Below are 21,640 nucleotides of genomic sequence, written 5' to 3'. Positions count from 1 at the left end.
CTAGAGCGTTACCGAACTCAAGATCAAGGTGATGCTCAATGTGGAAACCAGCGTTGTCCAGGTGATCATGGATGCCATGGCCGATGCATCCCCGCCCATCTGCCTTGCCAAAATGTAGGCATTACCGGCGCAAGGCACACAGGCATAAAGTAGCGCCACACTGGCAGCCATACCCGAAGCGCCCAATAGCAGCAGCAGCCCCATCGTGATGATCGGCATCAGCAGCAACTTCAGACCGACCACATAAAGCGTTGCCAGCGCACGGTTTGCCTGCTGATTGAACACCAGTCCTGCCCCCACAGACATCAGGCTCAGTGGCGTCGCCGCCCCAGCGAGATAGGTCATGCACTGCTCGAACGCTGCGCCGAAACCTGTCCCGACACCGTTCATTGCCAGCCCGATTACTGCGGCGATGATCAACGGATTCTTCAGCAGGGCGCTCACCATGCCACACAAGGACTTTCTGCCACCTTCACCGAAGTGATTCATCACCAGCACACTCATGATGTTGGTCAGTACGATCAGGTAGGCAACGAACACTCCGGAGAGCGCGACGCCATCCACCCCATACAGTGAGTGGGCCAAAGCGATGAATACGTAGGAGTTGTAGCGAATGCCTCCCTGGAAGATCGAGGTGAACAGGTCGCTCTTGACTTTGACCAAGGCCTGTCCCAGGAAAATCAAAGCGCCCACCAGCAGCGTAGCCCCCATGGTCGCAGCAATGGCAGTCGAGGTTCCACTCCCGGAAAAATCTGCCCTGCTGATGTCCAATAACAGCAAAGCGGGGAAGAACAGATAGTAGACCAGCTTGTCCACATGCTTCCACCAACCGTCATCGCTCAGCACCCAGCGTTTGAGAGCGTGGCCAACCATGATAAGCAGAAAGATGGGCACTACCGCGAGAAAAGTGTTGATCATAGTGCAGGGTCTCGAGGCAGGAAGACTCGAGCCTTTATCCTCTCCAGCCGTCGATGGCTCCAGAGATTGCTGGCCACGAAGACACGCTGAACCCATCTCAACGGATTGGACATGGCGTCCAGAGAGGGGGCGAAGCTGTCCCGCGCATGCAGCGTGAAACGATTATCGATGTACACCAATTGCCCTGGCTTGATATCCAACCCTATCGAAACCTGGATGAGTGCATCATGGAACCGCGCCAGTGCATCGGCTGCCGGCTTGCTCAATGCCTCCACCATATCCGGGTAAAATACGGCGCTGACTTCCGGGAAGTCCAGAACGCCGCTAAGCACCGCAATCGGCTCGGTAATGTAAGCGCCTTGGTCTCGCCAACGATGGGGGACCTTGATTCGATACAAGGGCTGACTCAGGCAGTCGACGTCATGCTCCTCGAGCAAACCGATTGCCTGGCGAGCATCGGCCAGGCGCGTCAGGGGCCCATTCGGATCATGACGCACGCCAGTCAGCAGTAACCCAAGCGGGGAAAAACTAGCGTTTTCCACGTGCTTGAGGGCAGCGTTCTCGATATGAAAGCCGAGCTCAACCTCCGAACCTAATCCGGTGTACTCGCGCTTTTCCGAAGCCTTGGGGATAAGGTTATTGACGACATCCGCCCCCTCAAACTGGATCGAATAAGGCTCACCTATCATTCCAGCAAAGGTCATGATCAGGCTCTCACTCAGAGTGCCGCTCTTGGCTGCTGGCGCGAATGTATGGGCCTCAGGGGTGGTGAAGACCGCCTCGTCAGTAGGCAGATTCTCGAATATAAGGTAGGGCTTCGGGTTCAGAGAGGTGCGCTGATTGGCCAGCACATCGATGACTCTGCGCGGCAGGTGGGTGTCTGCGATGATTCGAAGATCGGTGATGTAGTTCTGTCCGCCCTGCGGATCATAGTTGACCTTGCCAAGCGCTGCGCCCAATTGGTTGCGCTCGTTGTCGGTCAGTGGGTAAACACATGTTTTGTCCATTGTCAGACTCCTCCATACCAGATATCTATAGCCGGCCTTAAGTGGCGCAGGCTTGCCCACATAAACTATCTGCCGGCGCAGGTAGTTATCAGGGGGAAACGGATCAGGTCTGGGCAGAGCGGTCTGAAGCAAGCTGTTCCACGTGGAACATTGTGTTTCAGGCATAAAAAAAGCCAACCCGAAGGTTGGCTTATTCAGCGCTAGAACAGCAGAGCAAGATCAGAAGTCCAGGTTAGCCACCGACAGGGCGTTGCTTTCGATGAAGTCACGACGCGGTTCAACGGCATCACCCATCAGGGTGTTGAACAGTTGGTCGGCGGCGATGGCATCTTCGATGGTCACCTTGAGCATGCGGCGCACGGTCGGGTCCATGGTGGTTTCCCACAGCTGGTCCGGGTTCATCTCACCCAGCCCTTTGTATCGCTGGATGGTGTGGCGCTTGGTGCTTTCGTTCATCAGCCAGTCCAGGCCTTCCTTGAACTCGGTAACGGCCTTGCGGCGTTCGCCACGCTGCACGTAGGCACCTTCGCCCAGCAGGGTACCGAGCTTGGCGCCCAGGGCGACCACCGAACGGTAATCGTTGCTGCCGAAGAACTCGCGGTTGAAGGTGACGTAGCTGGCCAGGCCGTGGGAGGTGGTTTCTACCACTGGCAGCCAGATATTACGTTCCTTGTCTTCGCGCAGGTCTGCCTTGTAGGTCAGGCCGGAGCGCTGGCTGTTACCCAGGCGTGCCTGGAAGGCGGCCAGCCAGGTATCCATCTTGCCCTTGTCAGCCAGTTGCTCCTGAGTGACTTCCGGCAGGTAGATGAAGTGCTCGGTCAGCTCTTCCGGGTAAAGGCGCGACAGGCGCTTGAGGGTCTTCATCACCGCGCGGAACTCGTTCACCAGGGCTTCGAGCTGTACGCCCGAAACGGCTGGCGCCGACTCGTCCAGGTGCAGGCTGGCATCTTCGAGGGCCGACTGGGTCATGTATTCTTCCATGGCCTCGTCGTCCTTGATGTACTGCTCCTGCTTGCCCTTTTTCACCTTGTACAGCGGCGGCTGGGCAATATAGATGTAGCCACGCTCGACCAGCTCCGGCAACTGACGGAAGAAGAAGGTCAGCAGCAGGGTACGGATGTGCGAACCGTCGACGTCAGCATCGGTCATGATGATGATGTTGTGATAGCGCAGCTTGTCGATGTTGTACTCTTCGCGGCCGATGCCACAGCCCAGGGCGGTGATCAGCGTGCCGACCTCCTGCGAGGAGATCATCTTGTCGAAGCGTGCCTTCTCGACGTTGAGGATCTTGCCCTTCAGCGGCAGGATTGCCTGGGTGCGACGGTTACGGCCTTGCTTGGCCGAACCACCTGCGGAGTCACCCTCCACCAGGTACAGTTCGGAGAGGGCAGGGTCCTTCTCCTGGCAGTCGGCCAGTTTGCCCGGCAGGCCGGCGATGTCCAGCGCGCCTTTGCGGCGGGTCATCTCACGGGCCTTGCGCGCCGCTTCACGGGCACGGGCAGCGTCGATCATCTTGCCGACCACGGCCTTGGCTTCGTTGGGGTTTTCCAACAGGAAGTCGGAGAAGTACTTGTTCATCTCCTGTTCCACGGCGGTCTTCACCTCCGAGGAAACCAGCTTGTCTTTGGTCTGCGAGCTGAACTTAGGGTCCGGTACCTTGACCGAGATGATCGCGGTCAGGCCTTCACGGGCGTCGTCACCAGTGGTGGCAACCTTGTTCTTCTTCGCCAGGCCTTCCTGCTCGATGTAGCTGTTCAGGCTACGGGTGAGCGAGGAGCGGAAGCCGACCAGGTGAGTACCACCGTCGCGCTGGGGAATGTTGTTGGTGAAGCACAGCAGGTTCTCGTTGAAGCTGTCGTTCCACTGCAGGGCAACTTCGACACCCACGCCGTCGTCACGCTGGACGTTGAAGTGGAACACCTGGGAGTTGACCGGGGTCTTGTTGGTGTTCAGGTATTCAACGAATGCGCGCAGGCCACCTTCGTACTTGAAGAACTCTTCCTTGCCGCTGCGCTCGTCCTTCAACAGGATGCCGACACCGGAGTTCAGGAACGACAGCTCGCGGATACGCTTGGCGAGGATGTCCCAGCTGAAGTGAATGTTCTTGAAGGTTTCAGCCGAAGGCTTGAAGTGGATGTGGGTACCGGTGGTTTCGCTTTCGCCGACCACAGCCATCGGGGCCTGTGGAACACCGTGGACGTAGGTCTGTTCCCAGATCTTGCCGCTGCGGCGCACGGTCAGCACCAGCTGTTCGGACAGGGCGTTCACCACCGAAACACCTACACCGTGCAGACCGCCGGAAACCTTGTAGGAGTTGTCGTCGAACTTACCGCCGGCGTGCAGCACGGTCATGATGACCTCGGCTGCGGATACGCCTTCCTCTTTGTGCACATCGACCGGGATCCCCCGGCCGTTGTCGCGGACACTGATGGACTCGTCCGGGTGGATGATGACGGTGATGTCATCGCAATGCCCGGCCAGGGCTTCGTCGATCGAGTTGTCGACCACTTCGAAGACCATGTGGTGCAGGCCGCTGCCGTCATCGGTGTCGCCAATGTACATGCCGGGACGTTTGCGTACGGCATCAAGCCCTTTCAGCACCTTGATGCTGGAGGAGTCGTACGTTTGATTTTCGCTCATGCCTTCACTCCCGATGGTCGTGGGTCTGGGTGATACGGCCCTGTTCCACGTGGAACAAAGCGACTGGCGTTTCCGTTTGCCAGCCTTCCCTCAGAAATTCGTGGTCTACACAGGTGATAAACACCTGGCAGTTCAATTCTTCAAGCAAGCGGCACAGGGCGCGGCGGTGCTGTTCGTCCAACTCGGACGGCAAGTCATCCACCAGATAAATACACTGGCCGCGACGGACCTGGCTTACCAGGTGCCCTTGGGCAATCCGCAGCGCACACACCACCAGCTTCTGCTGGCCTCGCGAGAGAATGTCAGCGGCGTTGTTGGCGCCCAGTCGCAGGCGCAAATCGGCACGCTGTGGCCCGGCCTGGGTGTGGCCCATTTGCTGATCGCGAAGAAGGGAGGTTGCGAGGACTTCGTTGAGTTCCCGGTCCTTGTCCCAGCCGCGGTAGTAGCTCAGGGTCAGCCCGTCCAGTTCGACCAGCTCGCTCAGGGTTCGCTCGAAGACGGGCTTCAAGGCCTTGATGTAATTGCGACGGTATTCATCTATTTCCGCACTGGCGAGACACAACTCCCGATCCCAGGCGGCTTGCGAAACGGCGTCAAGTGTACCATGCCGCAGCCATGAGTTCCGCTGCCGCAGGGCCTTCTGCAGCCTTTGCCAGGTGGCCATGAAGCGAGGTTCCACGTGGAACACACCCCAGTCGAGGAACTGCCGGCGAACCTTCGGCGCACCTTCCAACAGGCGAAAACTGTCCGGGTTGATCAGTTGCAGCGGCAGCATCTCGGCCAGCTGAGCCGCGCTGCGGGCGTTTTGCCCGTCGATGCGAATGGTGAAATCCCCTTGCCGCTCCCGGGAAACACCCAGGTTGCTGGTGCCACCCTCAGCCAGTTCGACCTGACCAAACACCGTGCAGGTGGGCTGTTCGTACTGGATCACCGGGTTGAGTCGGGTGCTGCGGAACGAGCGCGCCAGCCCGAGCAGGTGCACGGCCTCGAGCACGCTGGTCTTGCCGCTGCCGTTGTCGCCGTAAAGGATGTTGATGCGGGGGGAGGGGGAGAGGGTCACCGGGTGCAGGTTGCGCACCGCGGTGACCGAAAGGCGTAGAAGGGACATTGGGCCTGCTACGAATTACAGACGCATCGGCATGACAACGTAGGAAGAGTCGTCATTGCCGGCTTCCTGCAACAGGGCGCTGCTGTTGGAGTCCGACAGAATCAGGCGAACCTGTTCAGTGGTCATCACACCCAGCACGTCCAGCAGGTAGCTGACGTTGAAACCGATTTCCAGCGAGCTGCCTTCGTAATCGACGCTGATCTCTTCTTCCGCTTCTTCCTGCTCCGGGTTGTTGGCCTGGATTTTCAGCTGGCCGGCAGCCAGTTGCAGGCGGATACCGCGGTACTTCTCGTTGGACAGAATGGCGGTACGGCTGAACGCTTCGCGCAGGGCCTGGCGATCGCCGACCACCAGCTTGTCGCCGCCCTTGGGCAGCACGCGCTCGTAGTCCGGGAACTTGCCGTCAACCAGCTTGGAGGTGAAGGTGAACTCACCGGTGGTGGCGCGGATGTGGTGCTGGCCGAGCACGATGCTGACCATGCCTTCCGGGTCGGTGAGCAGACGCGCCAGCTCAAGGATACCTTTGCGCGGCACGATCACCTGGTGACGGTCGGCCTGGCCGATCGGTGCTTGCATGGCGCACAGCGCCAGGCGGTGACCGTCGGTGGCAACAGCGCGCAGGGTGTCGGTGGACACTTCCAGCAGCATGCCGTTGAGGTAGTAGCGCACATCCTGCTGGGCCATGGCGAAGCTGGTGCGCTCGATCAGCCGGCGCAACTTGCTTTGCTCCAGGTTGCAGGTCAGCGAGCCCGGGCCCTCTTCCACGGTGGGGAAGTCGTTGGCCGGCAGGGTCGACAGGGTGAAGCGGCTACGGCCGGCCTTGACCAGCAGCTTCTGCTCGTCAACCTTGATGTCGATCAGCACGTCGCTAGGCAGGCTCTTGCAGATGTCCATCAGCTTGCGCGCAGGGACGGTGATCTCGCCAGGCTCGGCGGGTTCTTCCAGTTGCACGCGGCCAACCAGTTCGACTTCCAGGTCGGTACCGGTCAACGACAGTTGCTGGCCTTGCACGACCAGCAGGACGTTGGACAGGACCGGCAAGGTCTGGCGGCGCTCGACGACGCCTGCGACCAGTTGCAGGGGTTTCAACAGGGCTTCGCGTTGAATGGTGAAATGCATGGTCTAGTCCCTTGCCTTCAATTAGCTGCGCCGACGGCCATCAGGTCGTCAGCGTACGCAGCAGGTTCTTGTAGTCCTCGCGGATGTCCGCGTCGGATTCCTTCAATTCGTTGATCTTGCGGCAGGCGTGCAGCACGGTGGTGTGGTCGCGGCCGCCAAACATGTCGCCGATTTCCGGCAGGCTGTGGTTGGTCAGCTCTTTGGACAACGCCATGGCCACCTGGCGCGGGCGCGCCACCGAGCGCGAACGGCGCTTGGACAACAGGTCGGCGATCTTGATCTTGTAGTACTCGGCCACGGTGCGCTGGATGTTATCCACACTGACCAGCTTGTCTTGCAGCGCCAGCAGGTCCTTCAGTGACTCGCGGATCAGCTCGATGGTGATGTCGCGGCCCATGAAGTGCGAGTGGGCGATAACCCGTTTCAGGGCGCCTTCCAGTTCACGCACGTTGGAGCGGATGCGCTGGGCGATGAAGAACGCCGCATCGTGCGGCAGCTCGACCTTGGCCTGGTCGGCCTTCTTCATCAGGATGGCCACGCGGGTTTCCAGTTCGGGAGGCTCCACGGCCACCGTCAGGCCCCAGCCAAAGCGCGACTTCAGGCGCTCTTCCAGGCCTTCGATTTCCTTCGGGTAGCGGTCGCTGGTGAGAATCACCTGCTGGCCGCCCTCGAGCAGGGCGTTGAAGGTGTGGAAAAACTCTTCCTGGGAACGCTCCTTGCGGGCGAAGAACTGGATATCGTCGATCAGCAGCGCGTCCACCGAGCGGTAGAAGCGTTTGAATTCGTTGATGGCGTTCAGCTGCAGCGCCTTGACCATGTCGGCGACGAAGCGCTCCGAATGCAGGTAGACCACCTTGGCGTTCGGGTTCTTCTTCAGCAGGTGGTTACCCACAGCATGCATCAAGTGAGTCTTACCCAAGCCGACGCCGCCATACAGGAACAGCGGGTTGTAACCGTGCTTGGGGTTGTCTGCCACCTGCCAGGCAGCGGCGCGCGCCAGCTGGTTCGACTTACCTTCGACGAAGGTTTCGAAGGTGAAGGTGCGGTTGAGGTAGCTGGTGTGCTTGAGCGCGCCTTCAACCTGCACCGTGCGCTGCTCGGTGCGCGTGCTGGCGGCAGGTGGCGCGGCCACTTCGGCCATGCTGTCGAAGCTGTCGCGGCTGGAGGGCTCTTCGGCCTCCAGTACCAGTTGGGCGACCGGTGCTGCCACCGGTTCGCTCGCCACCTGCACTTGCGGGGCTGGCTGGGCTGGCTGGGCTGGAACCTGCTGGGCCATGGACGCGGCCACGGCTGCACTGACCGGCGCGTTGGGGGCGGCGCGCGGGGCGGAGCTGCGGCGGCTACCTATTAATAAGGAGAGCGCAGGCGCGATGCCGTTGCCGTGTTCACCCAGCAGCTCGAGCAGACGACCCAGGTACTTTTCATTGACCCAGTCGAGCACGAACCGGTTGGGCGCGTAGACGCGCAACTCGTCGCCTTCGGCTTCGACCTGTAGCGGACGGATCCAGGTGTTGAATTGCTGGGCAGGCAGTTCATCGCGCAGAAGCTCCACGCACTGCTGCCAAAGTTCCACTGACACGGATATCCCCTGAGTTGAAAGCCGGATGAGGCAAAAACAAACCGCCATTGTACCGGGCAAGAGGTCAGTTATCCACATATCAGGGCCGGTGCAACACCGACATACCCGCCAAAAACTGACGAATATGACACCAAGCCATGTGAATAAGCCCTGTGGATAACGCTACATGAGGGCTATGCACAACCCTGGGTTCAGCCCTGTGGATAAACCACCTGTGGATAAACAGGCATTTCCTGCACAGCTTGTGCGCATGTCCAGCACAGCGGCCGCACCTGTTACCGACAAGGTTTTGAAACTCTGTACATGCCTTAAATACTGGGCTGTAAGTGGTTATCCACAGAAGGTTATCCACTTAAGCTTTATAAGTTCTTCAGAAAAGCTTTTTATATGCCTCTTTATTTTTTTCATGTTGAGCTGCGTCTCGCCTGCCAGGCAAGCGAAACCTTCCCGTCACCGTCGAGCACCTTCATTAAGGAAAGGCTGGTTGGAAATTGACCTATTGGCTTGCTTTCTCTAGAATCGCCGATCTCTTAAAAAGGGGGCCCTTCCGGCCCGTTGTCGACTAACCCAGGTAACACGCCATGAAACGTACTTTCCAACCAAGCACCATCAAGCGCGCCCGCACCCACGGTTTCCGTGCCCGTATGGCTACCAAGAACGGCCGTGCTGTTCTGTCGCGTCGTCGTGCCAAAGGCCGTAAGCGTCTGGCCGTTTGATTTTTCGGCACTGGTGGTGAGTCAGGACTTCAGTCGGGAAAAGCGACTGCTTACACCCCGACACTTCAAAGCGGTCTTCGACTCCCCAACCGGCAAGGTTCCAGGGAAAAACCTGCTTATCCTTGCCCGCGAGAACGGCCTTGATCACCCACGCCTCGGCTTGGTGATCGGCAAGAAGAGCGTCAAGCTCGCCGTTCAACGCAATCGCCTGAAACGCCTGATGCGCGATTCATTCCGCCTGAACCAGCAGTCGCTGGCCGGTCTGGATATCGTGATCGTTGCACGCAAGGGGTTGGGCGAAGTGGAAAACCCAGAATTGCACCAACACTTTGGCAAGCTCTGGAAGCGACTGGTCCGCAGTCGACCCTCTCCAGCGGCGAATGCCGATCCTGCAGGGGTAGACAGTCACGATGCGTAAACTGGCCCTCGTTCCGATCCAGTTCTACCGTTACGCCATCAGTCCTCTGATGGCCAGTCACTGTCGTTTCTATCCCAGCTGTTCCTGTTACGCATACGAAGCCATCGAAAACCATGGCCTGTTGCGTGGTGGGTGGCTGGCCGTTCGTCGCCTGGGGCGTTGTCATCCGTGGAACGACGGCGGTTTCGACCCTGTTCCACCCGCTCCTTCCTCCCGAACTTCTTCGATAGCCGAGTAATCATGGATATTAAACGCACGATCCTGATCGTCGCCCTGGCAATCGTGTCCTACGTCATGGTCCTCAAGTGGAACCAGGACTACGGCCAGGCTGCCCTGCCGACTCAGAATACTGCTGCCAGCACTGCTGCCCCGGCCCTGCCGGACACCGTCCCGGCCGGCAACGCCGGCGCCAGCGCCGATGTGCCGAGCGCCAATGCTGAATCCACTCCGGCGGAACTCGCCCCGGTCGCGGTCAGCAAGGACCTGATCCGGGTCAAGACCGACGTCCTGGAACTGGCTATCGACCCGGTCGGTGGTGACATCGTCCAGCTGACCCTGCCCAAGTACCCGCGTCGCCAGGACCACCCGGAGATTCCGTTCCAGCTGTTCGATAACGGCGGCGAACGTGTCTACCTGGCGCAGTCCGGCCTGACCGGCGCCAACGGCCCGGATGCCCGCAGCAGCGGTCGCCCGCTGTATGCCGCCGAAGCGAAAAGCTTCCAGCTGGCCGACGGCCAGGAGCAACTGGTCGTCGACCTGAAGTTCAGCGACAACGGCGTCAACTACATCAAGCGCTTCAGCTTCAAGCGCGGCGAGTACGACCTGACCGTCAGCTACCTGATCGACAACCAGAGCGGCCAGGCCTGGAACGGCAACCTGTTTGCCCAGCTCAAGCGTGACGCCAGCTCCGATCCGTCCTCGAGCACCGCCACCGGTACCGCTACCTACCTGGGCGCTGCCCTGTGGACAGCTTCCGAGCCGTACAAGAAAGTGTCGATGAAAGACATGGACAAGGGCGGTTTGAAAGAAAATGTGTCCGGCGGTTGGGTCGCCTGGCTGCAACACTACTTCGTGACTGCATGGATTCCGGCCAAGTCGGACAACAACGCCGTGCAGACCCGCAAAGACAGCCAGGGCAACTACATCATCGGCTACACCGGCCCGACCATCAGCGTGCCTACCGGCGCCAAGGCCGAAACCAGCGCCATGCTGTACGCCGGCCCGAAGATCCAGTCCAAGCTCAAGGAGTTGTCCCCAGGCCTGGAACTGACCGTCGACTACGGCTTCCTGTGGTTCATTGCCCAGCCGATCTTCTGGCTGCTGCAACATATCCACAGCCTGCTGGGTAACTGGGGCTGGTCGATCATCGTTCTGACCATGCTCATCAAGGGCCTGTTCTTCCCGCTGTCGGCTGCCAGCTACCGCTCGATGGCGCGCATGCGTGCCGTGGCGCCGAAGCTCGCCCAGCTCAAGGAACGCTTCGGTGACGATCGCCAGAAGCTGTCCCAGGCGATGATGGAGCTGTACAAGAAAGAGAAGATCAACCCGCTGGGCGGCTGCCTGCCGATCCTGGTGCAGATGCCGGTGTTCCTGGCCCTGTACTGGGTACTGCTGGAAAGCGTTGAAATGCGCCAGGCCCCATGGATGCTGTGGATCACCGACCTGTCGATCAAGGATCCGTTCTTCATCCTGCCGATCATCATGGGTGCCACCATGTTCATCCAGCAGCGCCTGAACCCGACGCCGCCGGATCCGATGCAGGCGAAGGTCATGAAAATGATGCCGATCATCTTCACCTTCTTCTTCCTGTGGTTCCCGGCCGGCCTGGTGCTGTACTGGGTTGTGAACAACTGCCTGTCGATTTCGCAGCAGTGGTTCATCACCCGTCGCATCGAAGCGGCCAGCAAGAACGCTGCTGCTTGACGGGCTGATCGTCTAGCCTGTGAATAAAACGCCCCCTCGTGGGGCGTTTTTGCTATCTGTCGTATTTGTTTAGAGGCTTCGAGCATGAACACTGTGCGTGAAACCATCGCCGCCATCGCCACCGCCCAGGGCCGCGGCGGTGTGGGTATCGTCCGTTTGTCGGGGCCGCTGGCCAGCCAGGCCGGCCTTGCCATCACCGGGCGCAACCTGACCCCGCGCCACGCCCACTACGGCCCGTTCCGCGACGCTGATGGCCTGGTGCTGGACGAAGGCATCGCGCTGTTCTTCCCCGGGCCGAACTCGTTCACCGGCGAAGATGTGCTGGAGCTGCAGGGCCACGGTGGCCCGGTGGTGATGGACATGCTGCTGCAGCGTTGCCTGCAGCTGGGTTGCCGGCTGGCACGCCCTGGGGAATTCAGCGAACGCGCCTTCCTCAACGACAAGCTCGACCTGGCCCAGGCCGAGGCCATCGCCGACCTGATCGAAGCCAGCTCCACACAAGCCGCCCGCAACGCCCTGCGCTCGCTGCAAGGGGCGTTCTCCAAGCGTGTGCATAACCTCACCGAGGCGTTGATTGCGCTGCGCATCTACGTCGAGGCGGCCATCGATTTCCCGGAAGAGGAGATCGATTTTCTCGCCGACGGCCATGTGCTGGGCATGCTCGATGCGGTGCGCGACGACTTGTGCACAGTGCAGCGTGAAGCCGGGCAGGGCGCCTTGCTGCGCGATGGCATGACCGTGGTGATTGCCGGCCGTCCGAATGCCGGCAAATCCAGTCTGCTGAACCAGCTGGCCGGTCGTGAAGCGGCGATCGTGACCGATATCGCCGGCACCACCCGGGACATCCTGCGCGAACATATCCACATCGACGGCATGCCGCTGCACGTGGTGGACACCGCCGGCCTGCGCGATACCGACGACCATGTAGAAAAAATCGGCGTGGAACGCGCGCTGAAGGCCATCGGTGAAGCCGACCGTGTGCTGCTGGTGGTGGACTCCACCGCGCCCGAAGCCAGTGACCCGTTTGCCCTGTGGCCGGAATTTCTCGACCAACGGCCAGACCCTGCCAAAGTCACGCTGATTCGCAACAAGGCAGACCTCAGTGGCGAGGCCGTCGGGTTGCAGGAGAGCGAAGACGGCCACGTGACCATCACCCTCAGTGCCCGCGACAGCGACCAGGGCCTGGACCTGCTGCGCGATCACCTGAAGGCCTGCATGGGTTATGAACAGACCGCCGAGAGCAGCTTCAGTGCACGCCGGCGGCATCTGGAGGCGCTGCGCCAGGCCAGTGAGCACCTGGAGCACGGGCGGGCGCAGTTGACCCTGGCGGGGGCTGGCGAGCTGCTGGCTGAGGATTTGCGCCAGGCACAGCAGGCACTGGGGGAAATTACCGGGGCATTCAGCTCGGATGACCTGCTGGGGCGGATTTTCTCGAGCTTTTGTATCGGCAAGTGACTGCAAAGCAGTTTTGAACGGAACCGCTCCTGATGGGGCGGTTTTTTTTCGTCTGCAGAAAAGTTCTGCCTGTACTGGCCCTATCGCAGGCAAGCCTGCTCCTACAGGGGGCCGCTAACCGCTTCATCCACAGGCTGGAGCACGGGCGCGTAAGCTCTGTGGAAAACTAACCATCAGCTCCGTTGATAACCCGGCTTTTTTTATGAGGAAAACCGCGCCTGTGGGTAACAGGTACTTTCATCCACAGGTTAAACGCGGTTATCCATACCCCTCAACCCCCTTACGGCACAGGGTTATGAAATCCTGTAGGCATTGCCAATACTGGGCTAAAGGTACTTATCCACATGTGGATAGCTCCCTAAACATAAACATAAAAACAAAGCTTTTATGTATTTTTTCTCTTTGTTTACTTTTTCCGGCCATTCATCCACAGACTGGTCAAATTTTGCTCAGAAGGTTTCTTTGAAGGGGGCTAAGTCCCTATACTTGTCCGCTTACCTTCTCTATTCGCAAAAACAGGCACGAGGTGCGTGGTGGATTTCCCTTCCCGTTTTGAAGTGATCGTCATCGGCGGCGGCCATGCCGGTACCGAGGCTGCGCTTGCGTCTGCACGCATGGGTGCGAAAACCCTGCTGCTGACCCATAACGTGGAAACCCTCGGTCACATGAGCTGCAACCCGGCCATCGGTGGCATCGGCAAGAGCCACCTGGTCAAGGAAATCGATGCGCTCGGCGGCGCCATGGCGCTGGCCACCGACAAGAGCGGCATCCAGTTCCGTATCCTGAACAACCGCAAGGGCCCGGCGGTGCGCGCCACCCGTGCACAGGCCGACCGCGCCATCTACAAGGCGGTAGTGCGTGAAATCCTGGAAAACCAGCCGAACCTGTGGATATTCCAGCAGTCCTGCGACGACCTGATCGTCGAGCAGGACCAGGTCAAGGGCGTGGTCACGCAAATGGGCCTGCGCTTTCTCGCCGACTCGGTGGTACTGACCAGCGGCACCTTCCTCGGCGGGCTTATCCACATCGGCCTGCAGAACTACTCCGGTGGCCGCGCCGGCGACCCGCCCGCCAATGCCCTGGCCAACCGCATGCGTGAACTGCCGCTGCGCGTCGGCCGCCTGAAAACCGGCACCCCGCCGCGTATCGACGGCCGCTCGGTGGACTTCTCGGTGATGAGCGAGCAACCGGGTGACACGCCGATCCCGGTGATGTCGTTCATGGGCAACGCCCAGATGCACCCGCGCCAGGTGAGCTGCTGGATCACCCACACCAACGCGCGCACCCACGAAATCATTGCCTCGAACCTGGACCGCTCGCCGATGTACTCGGGCGTGATCGAAGGCGTTGGCCCGCGTTACTGCCCGTCGATCGAAGACAAGATCCACCGCTTTGCCGACAAGGAAAGCCACCAGGTGTTCATCGAGCCGGAAGGCCTGACCACTCACGAGCTGTACCCCAACGGCATCTCGACCTCGCTGCCGTTCGACGTGCAGCTTGAGATCGTGCGTTCGATGCGCGGCCTGGAGAACGCCCACATCGTGCGCCCGGGCTACGCCATCGAGTACGACTACTTCGACCCGCGCGACCTCAAGTACAGCCTCGAGACCAAGGTCATCGGCGGCCTGTTCTTCGCCGGCCAGATCAACGGCACCACCGGCTACGAAGAAGCCGGCGCCCAGGGCCTGCTGGCCGGCACCAACGCAGCATTGCGCGCCCAGGGCCGCGAAAGCTGGTGCCCGCGCCGCGACGAGGCGTACATCGGCGTGCTGGTGGACGACCTGATCACCCTGGGCACCCAGGAGCCGTACCGCATGTTCACCTCGCGCGCCGAATACCGGCTGATCCTGCGCGAGGACAACGCCGACCTGCGCCTGACCGAGAAGGGCCGCGAGCTGGGGCTGATCGACGATGAGCGCTGGGCGGCGTTCTGCACCAAGCGCGAGGGTATCGAGCGCGAAGAGCAGCGCCTGAAAAGCACCTGGGTACGCCCGAACACTGCGCAAGGCCAGGCCATTGTGGATAAGTTCGGTACGCCGCTGGCCCACGAATACAGCCTGCTCAACCTGCTGGCCCGTCCGGAAGTCGACTACGCTGGGCTGATCGAGGCGACCGGCGGCGAGGTGATCGACCCGCAAGTGGCCGAACAGGTCGAAATCAAGACCAAGTACGCCGGCTACATCGACCGTCAGCAGGAAGAAATCGCCCGCCTGCGCGCCAGCGAAGACACCCGCCTGCCTGTGGATATCGACTACACGACGATTTCCGGGCTGTCCAAGGAGATCCAGGGCAAGCTCGAGCAAACCCGCCCCGAGACCCTCGGCCAGGCCTCGCGTATTCCCGGCGTAACGCCAGCGGCGATCTCGCTGCTGCTGATTCACTTGAAAAAACGCGGCGCAGGCCGCGAATTGGAGCAAAGCGCTTGAGTTCCCTGGTCACCCCGCAACACGCCGAAGAGTTGTCCACAGGTGCGCGCCAGCTCGGTGTCGAGCTGAGCGCGCAGCAGCACGAGCTGCTGCTGGGCTACCTGGCCCTGCTGATCAAATGGAACAAGGCCTACAACCTGACCGCCGTGCGCGACCCCGACGAGATGGTCTCGCGCCACCTGCTCGACAGCCTCAGCGTCATGCCGTTTATCCACAGCGACACCCAGCGTTGGCTGGATGTCGGCAGCGGCGGCGGCATGCCGGGCATCCCCCTGGCTATCCTGCATCCGCACAAGCAAGTGACCGTGCTCGACAGCAACGGCAAGAAAACCCGCTTCCTCACCCAGGTGAAGATGGAGCTGAAACTGGACAACCTCACGGTTATCCACAGCCGGGTCGAAGAGGTACAGCCCGAGCAGCCGTTCTGCGGAATCATCTCTCGCGCCTTCAGCAGCATGGAGAATTTCACCAACTGGACCCGCCACCTGGGTGACGCCCATACGCAATGGCTTGCAATGAAGGGGCTGCATCCTGCCGACGAACTGGTAGCATTGCCCGCAGACTTCACAGTGGAAAGCGAGCAGGCCCTGACCGTTCCAGGTTGCCAGGGCCAGCGCCATCTGCTGATACTGCGCCGCAAGGCATGACTGGGAACACACGCAACAATGGCTAAGGTATTCGCAATCGCGAACCAGAAAGGTGGTGTGGGCAAGACCACCACCTGTATCAATCTCGCCGCATCGCTGGCTGCGACCAAGCGTCGTGTGCTGCTGATCGACCTCGATCCACAGGGCAACGCCACCATGGGCAGCGGTGTGGATAAGCACGAGCTCGAGCACTCGGTGTACGACCTGTTGATCGGGGAATGCGACCTGGCCCAGGCCATGCAGTACTCCGAACACGGCAACTTCCAGCTGCTGCCGGCCAACCGCGACCTGACCGCCGCCGAAGTGGTGCTGCTGGAAATGCAGATGAAGGAGAGCCGCCTGCGCAACGCACTGGCGCCGATCCGCGAAAATTACGACTACATCCTCATCGACTGCCCACCGTCGCTGTCGATGCTGACGCTCAACGCCCTGGTCGCTTCCGATGGCGTGATCATCCCCATGCAGTGCGAGTACTACGCACTCGAGGGTTTGAGCGACCTTGTGGATAACATCAAGCGCATCGCTGCCCGGCTGAACCCGGAGCTGAAGATCGAAGGCCTGCTGCGTACCATGTACGACCCGCGCCTGAGCCTGAACAACGATGTTTCGGCGCAGCTCAAGGAGCACTTCGGCGAGCAGCTGTACGACACGGTGATCCCGCGCAACATCCGCCTGGCCGAGGCACCAAGCTTCGGCATGCCGGCCCTGGCCTACGACAAGCAGTCTCGCGGTGCACTGGCCTATCTGGCCCTGGCCGGGGAACTGGTGCGCCGCCAGCGCCGTCCATCACGCACTGCACAAACAACTTAAGGAATCCGCATGGCCATCAAGAAACGCGGTCTCGGACGTGGGTTGGATGCTCTGCTCAGTGGTCCTTCCGTCAGCGCGCTCGAAGAGCAGGCGGTCAAGATCGACCAGAAAGAACTGCAACAGCTGCCGGTGGAGCTGATCCAGCGCGGCAAGTACCAGCCACGCCGCGACATGGACCCGCAGGCGCTCGAAGAACTGGCGCACTCGATCCGCACCCACGGCGTCATGCAACCGATCGTTGTGCGCCCGATCGGCGACAACCGCTACGAGATCATCGCCGGTGAACGCCGTTGGCGCGCCACGCAACAGGCCGGCCTGGACACCGTCCCGGCCATGGTCCGCGAAGTGCCCGACGAAGCCGCCATCGCCATGGCGCTGATCGAGAACATCCAGCGCGAGGACCTCAACCCGCTGGAAGAGGCCCTGGCCCTGCAGCGCCTGCAGCAGGAGTTCGAACTCACCCAGCAGCAGGTGGCCGATGCCGTCGGCAAGTCGCGGGTGACCGTAGCCAACCTGCTGCGCCTGATCTCGCTGCCTGAGGCGATCAAGACCATGCTCGCCCACGGCGACCTGGAGATGGGCCACGCCCGTGCCTTGCTCGGCCTGGAGGAAGATCGCCAGGAAGAAGGGGCGCGTCATGTTGTCGCACGCGGCCTCACCGTGCGCCAAACCGAGGCACTGGTGCGCCAGTGGTTGAGCGGCAAACCTGAGCCGGTCGAAGCGAGCAAACCTGATCCGGACATCGCCCGCCTTGAACAGCGGCTGGCAGAGCGCCTGGGCTCTGCAGTACAGATTCGCCATGGCAACAAGGGCAAGGGCCAGTTGGTGATCCGCTACAACTCCCTCGATGAGCTGCAAGGCGTGCTTGCTCACATCCGCTGAAACAATTCCCGTTGTAGCGCGCAGTCGGAAATCACTACCCGATAGTTGAATAGGGGTTAATCCACCCCTATACTCTGCGCGCATTTTGTCGGCACAAATTATGCCAAGTCATTACTGACTAGGCGGTCGACTTTCGAGGAGCAGTTTTGATGGAAATCCGCACGCCAAACCGCCTGCCTTTCCATCGCTGGGCGGTTTTTCCGGTACTGCTGGCTCAATTTGTTGTTTTGCTGCTGGCAACCTTGGTGTTGTGGCAGTGGAAAGGGGCGGTCAGCGGATATTCAGGCCTCTGCGGAGGGCTGATCGGCTGGCTGCCCAATGTGTATTTCGCCTGGAAGGCTTTTCGCTTCAGCGGAGCCCGGGCGGCGCAGGCCATCGTCAAGTCGTTCTACGCAGGCGAGGCAGGCAAGATGATTTTGACGGCAGTGCTGTTTGCACTGACCTTCGCAGGAGTGAAGCCACTGGCGCCGCTGGCAGTATTCGGCGTCTTCGTGCTGACCCTTTTGGTCAGCTGGTTCGCGCCCCTGCTGATGAATAAAAGACTTTCGAGACCTTAGGGCGTTTGAGGCAACCATGGCAGAAGAAACCGCTTCGGGTTATATCCAGCACCACTTGCAGAACCTGACCTACGGTCAACTACCAGACGGCAGCTGGGGCTTGGCCCATTCGGCTGCAGAAGCCAAGGCAATGGGCTTCTGGGCGTTCCACCTGGACACCCTGGGCTGGTCCGTTGCGCTGGGTCTGATCTTCCTGTTCATCTTCCGCATGGCGGCCAAGAAGGCGACTTCCGGCCAGCCCGGTGCCCTGCAGAACTTCGTCGAAGTGCTGGTGGACTTCGTCCACGGCAGCGTGAAGGACTCCTTCCATGGCCGCAGCCCGGTGATCGCCCCGCTGGCGCTGACCATCTTCGTCTGGGTCTTCCTGATGAACGCCATCGACCTGGTTCCGGTCGACTGGATTCCTCAGCTGGCCATCCTGATCTCCGGTGACCCGCACATTCCGTTCCGCGCGGTATCGACCACCGACCCGAACGCCACCCTGGGCATGGCCCTGAGCGTGTTCGCGCTGATCATCTTCTACAGCATCAAGGTCAAGGGCATCGGCGGCTTCATCGGCGAGCTGACCCTGCACCCGTTCGGCAGCAAGAACATCTTCGTTCAGATCCTGCTGATTCCGGTGAACTTCCTGCTCGAATTCGTCACCCTGATCGCCAAGCCGATCTCGCTGGCACTGCGTCTGTTCGGCAACATGTACGCCGGCGAGCTGGTGTTCATCCTGATCGCGGTGATGTTCGGTACCGGCATCCTCTGGCTCAGCGGCCTGGGTGTGGTGCTGCAGTGGGCGTGGGCTGTGTTCCACATCCTGATCATCACCCTGCAAGCTTTCATCTTCATGATGCTGACCATCGTCTACCTGTCGATGGCCCACGAAGATAACCATTAAGACCGCCTGGCGTGTCTGATAGCCTTCCCCGCCTGCTCGGGGGGAGGGCTTAAAAAGTCCGCAAGGGCATGCTGTACCAAACGATTTGTTTTACCGCTTCAAACTAAAAACCTAACCAATACGACGTAAAAGTCGGGAGGAAAGATGGAAACTGTAGTTGGTCTGACCGCTATCGCTGTTGCTCTGCTGATCGGCCTGGGTGCTCTGGGTACCGCCATTGGTTTCGGCCTGCTGGGCGGCAAGTTCCTGGAAGGCGCTGCTCGCCAGCCAGAAATGGTTCCAATGCTGCAGGTCAAAATGTTCATCGTTGCCGGTCTGCTCGACGCCGTAACCATGATCGGTGTTGGTATCGCTCTGTTCTTCACCTTCGCGAATCCGTTCGTTGGTCAAATCGCCGGCTAATCACTCGTTAACCACGAGTTGATAGCTGTGATGAACCAAAGACCGAGCGAGGTGTTGGCGTGAACATTAATGCAACCCTGATTGGCCAATCCGTTGCCTTCCTGATTTTTGTACTCTTCTGCATGAAGTATGTATGGCCTCCGGTCATCACTGCCCTGCAAGAGCGCCAAAAGAAGATTGCAGACGGCTTGGACGCTGCCAACCGCGCAGCTCGCGACCTGGAGCTGGCCCAAGAGAAAGCGGGTCAGCAACTGCGTGAAGCGAAAGCACAGGCAGCCGAAATCATTGAGCAAAGCAAGAAACGCGCTGCTCAGCTTGTAGACGAGGCCCGTGAACAGGCCCGCGTCGAAGCTGACCGTGTGAAGGCTCAGGCTCAAGCCGAGATCGAACAGGAACTGAACAGCGTCAAAGACGCCCTGCGTGCCCAAGTGGGTGCCCTGGCCGTTGGCGGTGCTGAAAAGATCCTTGGCGCCACAATCGATCAAAACGCGCATGCGGAGCTGGTTAACAAACTGGCCGCTGAAATTTAAGCGAGGGCGATCATGGCAGAACTGACCACGTTGGCCCGACCTTACGCTAAGGCTGCCTTCGAGCACGCCCAGGCCCATCAGCAACTGGCCAATTGGTCAGCCATGCTCGGCCTGGCTGCTGCGGTGTCGCAAGACGACACCATGCAGCGCCTGCTCAAGGCCCCGCAACTGACTAGCGCAAACAAGGCCGCCGCATTCATTGAAGTGTGCGGTGACAAGTTCAATGCACAGGCACAGAATTTCATTCATGTTGCCGCGGAAAACGACCGTCTCCTGCTGTTGCCGGAGATTGCCGCTCTGTTCGACCTGTACAAGGCCGAGCAAGAGAAATCCGTGGACGTGGAAGTCACCAGTGCTTTTGCGTTGAACCAAGAACAGCAAGACAAACTCGCCAAGGTTCTCAGTGCACGGTTAGGCCAGGAAGTGCGCCTGCACGCGTCGGAGGATGCCAGCCTGATCGGCGGCGTCGTCATCCGCGCCGGCGACCTGGTAATCGACGGTTCGGTTCGCGGCAAGATCGCGAAACTGGCCGAAGCCTTGAAATCTTGAGTTTGAAGGGGCAGCAGAGCAATGCAGCAACTCAATCCTTCCGAAATTAGTGAAATCATCAAGGGCCGCATCGACAACCTCGATGTCGGCTCCCAAGCCCGTAACGAAGGTACCGTTGTTTCGGTATCCGACGGTATCGTGCGGATCCACGGTCTGGCCGACGTCATGTACGGCGAAATGATCGAGTTCCCTGGCAGCGTGTTCGGCATGGCACTGAACCTGGAGCAAGACTCCGTAGGTGCAGTGATCCTGGGTGCCTATGACACCCTCGCCGAAGGCATGAGCGCCAAGTGCACCGGCCGCATCCTGGAAGTTCCGGTTGGTAAGGAACTGCTGGGCCGCGTCGTTGACGCACTGGGCAACCCGATCGACGGCAAAGGTCCTCTGGGCAACACCCAGACCGACGCGGTCGAAAAAGTAGCCCCGGGCGTGATCTGGCGTAAGTCGGTAGACCAGCCTGTACAGACTGGCTACAAGTCCGTAGACGCCATGATCCCTGTCGGCCGTGGCCAGCGCGAGCTGATCATTGGTGACCGTCAGATCGGCAAGACCGCCATGGCCATCGACGCCATCATCAACCAGAAAGACTCCGGTATTTTCTGTGTTTATGTTGCTGTCGGCCAGAAGCGTTCCACCGTTGCCAACATCGTTCGCAAGCTGGAAGAAGCCGGCGCCCTGGCCAACACCATCGTGGTCGTTGCCAGTGCTTCGGAATCCGCCGCACTGCAGTTCCTGGCGCCATACGCCGGCTGCACCATGGGCGAGTTCTTCCGTGACCGCGGTGAAGACGCCCTGATCGTTTACGATGACCTGTCCAAGCAGGCCGTTGCCTACCGTCAGATCTCCCTGCTGCTGCGCCGTCCACCAGGACGTGAAGCGTACCCAGGCGACGTGTTCTATCTCCACTCCCGTCTGCTGGAGCGTGCATCGCGCGTTTCGGAAGAGTACGTCGAGAAGTTCACCAACGGCGCAGTCACCGGCAAAACCGGTTCCCTGACCGCTCTGAAGATCTTCGTTTAGGTTTATTGTGTTGTTTATGGTTTAGTTCTGTGTTTTGTGATTTTGATT

20 protein-coding genes and 1 pseudogene are annotated in these 21,640 nt (G+C 60.1%); 15 read left to right on the top strand and 6 right to left on the bottom strand.

Annotation, left to right across the window (positions count from 1 at the left end; all coding sequences use genetic code 11):
- The 6 genes from ACI2KK_RS11450 to dnaA all read right to left on the bottom strand — a co-directional run bounded on the left by ACI2KK_RS11450 (position 1) and on the right by dnaA (position 8,371).
- Positions 1–918 (bottom strand): AEC family transporter, encoded by a 918-nt coding sequence (locus ACI2KK_RS11450; RefSeq protein WP_404668985.1) that lies wholly within the window; start codon positions 916–918, stop codon positions 1–3.
- Positions 915–1,925 (bottom strand): TauD/TfdA family dioxygenase, encoded by a 1,011-nt coding sequence (locus tag ACI2KK_RS11445; protein WP_404668984.1) that lies wholly within the window; start codon positions 1,923–1,925, stop codon positions 915–917. The genes ACI2KK_RS11450 and ACI2KK_RS11445 overlap by 4 nt, the downstream gene beginning before the upstream one ends.
- 219 nt (positions 1,926–2,144) lie before the next feature.
- On the bottom strand, positions 2,145–4,565 hold the full coding sequence (gyrB, locus tag ACI2KK_RS11440; protein ID WP_404668983.1) for a DNA topoisomerase (ATP-hydrolyzing) subunit B: 2,421 nt from the start codon (positions 4,563–4,565) through the stop codon (positions 2,145–2,147).
- A gap of 4 nt (positions 4,566–4,569) precedes the next feature.
- Positions 4,570–5,673: a DNA replication/repair protein RecF gene (recF, locus tag ACI2KK_RS11435; protein ID WP_217886942.1), complete on the bottom strand. Its 1,104-nt coding sequence runs from the start codon at positions 5,671–5,673 to the stop codon at positions 4,570–4,572.
- A gap of 15 nt (positions 5,674–5,688) precedes the next feature.
- Positions 5,689–6,792 carry a DNA polymerase III subunit beta gene (gene dnaN, locus ACI2KK_RS11430; RefSeq protein WP_369988882.1) on the bottom strand — a complete coding sequence of 368 codons (1,104 nt, stop codon included), beginning with the start codon at positions 6,790–6,792 and terminating at the stop codon, positions 5,689–5,691.
- A gap of 40 nt (positions 6,793–6,832) precedes the next feature.
- Positions 6,833–8,371: a chromosomal replication initiator protein DnaA gene (gene dnaA / locus ACI2KK_RS11425; protein WP_404668982.1), complete on the bottom strand. Its 1,539-nt coding sequence runs from the start codon at positions 8,369–8,371 to the stop codon at positions 6,833–6,835.
- 581 nt (positions 8,372–8,952) lie between these two features.
- Here dnaA and rpmH point away from each other — a divergent pair.
- From rpmH to atpA, 15 genes and pseudogenes are all read left to right on the top strand, one after another.
- Positions 8,953–9,087 carry a 50S ribosomal protein L34 gene (gene rpmH / locus ACI2KK_RS11420; protein ID WP_002551315.1) on the top strand — a complete coding sequence of 45 codons (135 nt, stop codon included), beginning with the start codon at positions 8,953–8,955 and terminating at the stop codon, positions 9,085–9,087.
- A 13-nt stretch (positions 9,088–9,100) separates the two neighbouring features.
- Positions 9,101–9,505 (top strand): ribonuclease P protein component, encoded by a 405-nt coding sequence (gene rnpA / locus ACI2KK_RS11415; RefSeq protein WP_217843679.1) that lies wholly within the window; start codon positions 9,101–9,103, stop codon positions 9,503–9,505.
- Complete coding sequence (gene yidD / locus ACI2KK_RS11410; RefSeq protein WP_011536514.1) at positions 9,498–9,743, top strand: membrane protein insertion efficiency factor YidD; 246 nt, start codon at positions 9,498–9,500, stop codon at positions 9,741–9,743. The genes rnpA and yidD overlap by 8 nt, the downstream gene beginning before the upstream one ends.
- Before the next feature lie 2 nt (positions 9,744–9,745).
- On the top strand, positions 9,746–11,428 hold the full coding sequence (gene yidC, locus ACI2KK_RS11405; protein WP_404668981.1) for a membrane protein insertase YidC: 1,683 nt from the start codon (positions 9,746–9,748) through the stop codon (positions 11,426–11,428).
- A gap of 84 nt (positions 11,429–11,512) precedes the next feature.
- Positions 11,513–12,883, top strand: coding sequence for a tRNA uridine-5-carboxymethylaminomethyl(34) synthesis GTPase MnmE (gene mnmE / locus ACI2KK_RS11400; RefSeq protein WP_404668980.1), 1,371 nt, complete (start codon positions 11,513–11,515; stop codon positions 12,881–12,883).
- A 533-nt stretch (positions 12,884–13,416) separates the two neighbouring features.
- Complete coding sequence (gene mnmG, locus ACI2KK_RS11395; RefSeq protein ID WP_217841076.1) at positions 13,417–15,309, top strand: tRNA uridine-5-carboxymethylaminomethyl(34) synthesis enzyme MnmG; 1,893 nt, start codon at positions 13,417–13,419, stop codon at positions 15,307–15,309.
- Entirely contained in the window at positions 15,306–15,956 is a 651-nt protein-coding gene (gene rsmG / locus ACI2KK_RS11390) for a 16S rRNA (guanine(527)-N(7))-methyltransferase RsmG (RefSeq protein WP_404668979.1), read from the top strand. Before mnmG ends, rsmG begins: the two co-directional genes overlap by 4 nt.
- Positions 15,957–15,974: 18 nt before the next feature.
- A complete protein-coding gene (locus tag ACI2KK_RS11385; RefSeq protein ID WP_217841075.1) occupies positions 15,975–16,766 on the top strand; it encodes a ParA family protein in 792 nt (263 codons plus the stop codon).
- A 9-nt stretch (positions 16,767–16,775) separates the two neighbouring features.
- Positions 16,776–17,648 carry a ParB/RepB/Spo0J family partition protein gene (locus ACI2KK_RS11380; RefSeq protein ID WP_217886948.1) on the top strand — a complete coding sequence of 291 codons (873 nt, stop codon included), beginning with the start codon at positions 16,776–16,778 and terminating at the stop codon, positions 17,646–17,648.
- A 149-nt stretch (positions 17,649–17,797) separates the two neighbouring features.
- A complete protein-coding gene (locus ACI2KK_RS11375) occupies positions 17,798–18,205 on the top strand; it encodes a F0F1 ATP synthase subunit I (protein ID WP_217841073.1) in 408 nt (135 codons plus the stop codon).
- Positions 18,206–18,221: 16 nt separating this feature from the next.
- Positions 18,222–19,091, top strand: a complete 870-nt coding sequence (atpB, locus tag ACI2KK_RS11370) for a F0F1 ATP synthase subunit A (RefSeq protein ID WP_217841072.1) — start codon at positions 18,222–18,224, stop codon at positions 19,089–19,091.
- A 144-nt stretch (positions 19,092–19,235) separates the two neighbouring features.
- A complete protein-coding gene (gene atpE / locus ACI2KK_RS11365; protein ID WP_003097235.1) occupies positions 19,236–19,493 on the top strand; it encodes a F0F1 ATP synthase subunit C in 258 nt (85 codons plus the stop codon).
- Positions 19,494–19,552: 59 nt separating this feature from the next.
- Entirely contained in the window at positions 19,553–20,023 is a 471-nt protein-coding gene (locus ACI2KK_RS11360; RefSeq protein WP_217841071.1) for a F0F1 ATP synthase subunit B, read from the top strand.
- A 12-nt stretch (positions 20,024–20,035) separates the two neighbouring features.
- Complete coding sequence (locus tag ACI2KK_RS11355; RefSeq protein ID WP_217841070.1) at positions 20,036–20,572, top strand: F0F1 ATP synthase subunit delta; 537 nt, start codon at positions 20,036–20,038, stop codon at positions 20,570–20,572.
- A 21-nt stretch (positions 20,573–20,593) separates the two neighbouring features.
- Positions 20,594–21,583: pseudogene (gene atpA, locus ACI2KK_RS11350) on the top strand (F0F1 ATP synthase subunit alpha); the annotation flags it as partial.
- Positions 21,584–21,640: the final 57 nt, after the last annotated feature.

This window comes from Pseudomonas sp. NPDC089406, assembly GCF_044900265.1.
Classification (GTDB): Bacteria; Pseudomonadota; Gammaproteobacteria; order Pseudomonadales; family Pseudomonadaceae; genus Aquipseudomonas; species Aquipseudomonas fakonensis.
Note: the sequence above shows the minus strand (reverse complement) of the source record. Positions and strands in the feature narration are given on the sequence as shown.

What these genes read in the sequence shown, in the direction of transcription:
- ACI2KK_RS11375 (WP_217841073.1), top strand. Translation starts at nt 17,798, where the DNA reads ATGGAAATCCGCACGCCAAACCGCCTGCCTTTCCATCGCTGGGCGGTT.
- ACI2KK_RS11450 (WP_404668985.1), bottom strand. Translation starts at nt 918, where the DNA reads ATGATCAACACTTTTCTCGCGGTAGTGCCCATCTTTCTGCTTATCATG.
- dnaN (WP_369988882.1), bottom strand. Translation starts at nt 6,792, where the DNA reads ATGCATTTCACCATTCAACGCGAAGCCCTGTTGAAACCCCTGCAACTG.
- atpE (WP_003097235.1), top strand. Translation starts at nt 19,236, where the DNA reads ATGGAAACTGTAGTTGGTCTGACCGCTATCGCTGTTGCTCTGCTGATC.
- recF (WP_217886942.1), bottom strand. Translation starts at nt 5,673, where the DNA reads ATGTCCCTTCTACGCCTTTCGGTCACCGCGGTGCGCAACCTGCACCCG.
- yidD (WP_011536514.1), top strand. Translation starts at nt 9,498, where the DNA reads ATGCGTAAACTGGCCCTCGTTCCGATCCAGTTCTACCGTTACGCCATC.
- ACI2KK_RS11355 (WP_217841070.1), top strand. Translation starts at nt 20,036, where the DNA reads ATGGCAGAACTGACCACGTTGGCCCGACCTTACGCTAAGGCTGCCTTC.
- ACI2KK_RS11385 (WP_217841075.1), top strand. Translation starts at nt 15,975, where the DNA reads ATGGCTAAGGTATTCGCAATCGCGAACCAGAAAGGTGGTGTGGGCAAG.
- mnmE (WP_404668980.1), top strand. Translation starts at nt 11,513, where the DNA reads ATGAACACTGTGCGTGAAACCATCGCCGCCATCGCCACCGCCCAGGGC.
- ACI2KK_RS11445 (WP_404668984.1), bottom strand. Translation starts at nt 1,925, where the DNA reads ATGGACAAAACATGTGTTTACCCACTGACCGACAACGAGCGCAACCAA.
- atpB (WP_217841072.1), top strand. Translation starts at nt 18,222, where the DNA reads ATGGCAGAAGAAACCGCTTCGGGTTATATCCAGCACCACTTGCAGAAC.
- yidC (WP_404668981.1), top strand. Translation starts at nt 9,746, where the DNA reads ATGGATATTAAACGCACGATCCTGATCGTCGCCCTGGCAATCGTGTCC.
- gyrB (WP_404668983.1), bottom strand. Translation starts at nt 4,565, where the DNA reads ATGAGCGAAAATCAAACGTACGACTCCTCCAGCATCAAGGTGCTGAAA.
- ACI2KK_RS11380 (WP_217886948.1), top strand. Translation starts at nt 16,776, where the DNA reads ATGGCCATCAAGAAACGCGGTCTCGGACGTGGGTTGGATGCTCTGCTC.
- rpmH (WP_002551315.1), top strand. Translation starts at nt 8,953, where the DNA reads ATGAAACGTACTTTCCAACCAAGCACCATCAAGCGCGCCCGCACCCAC.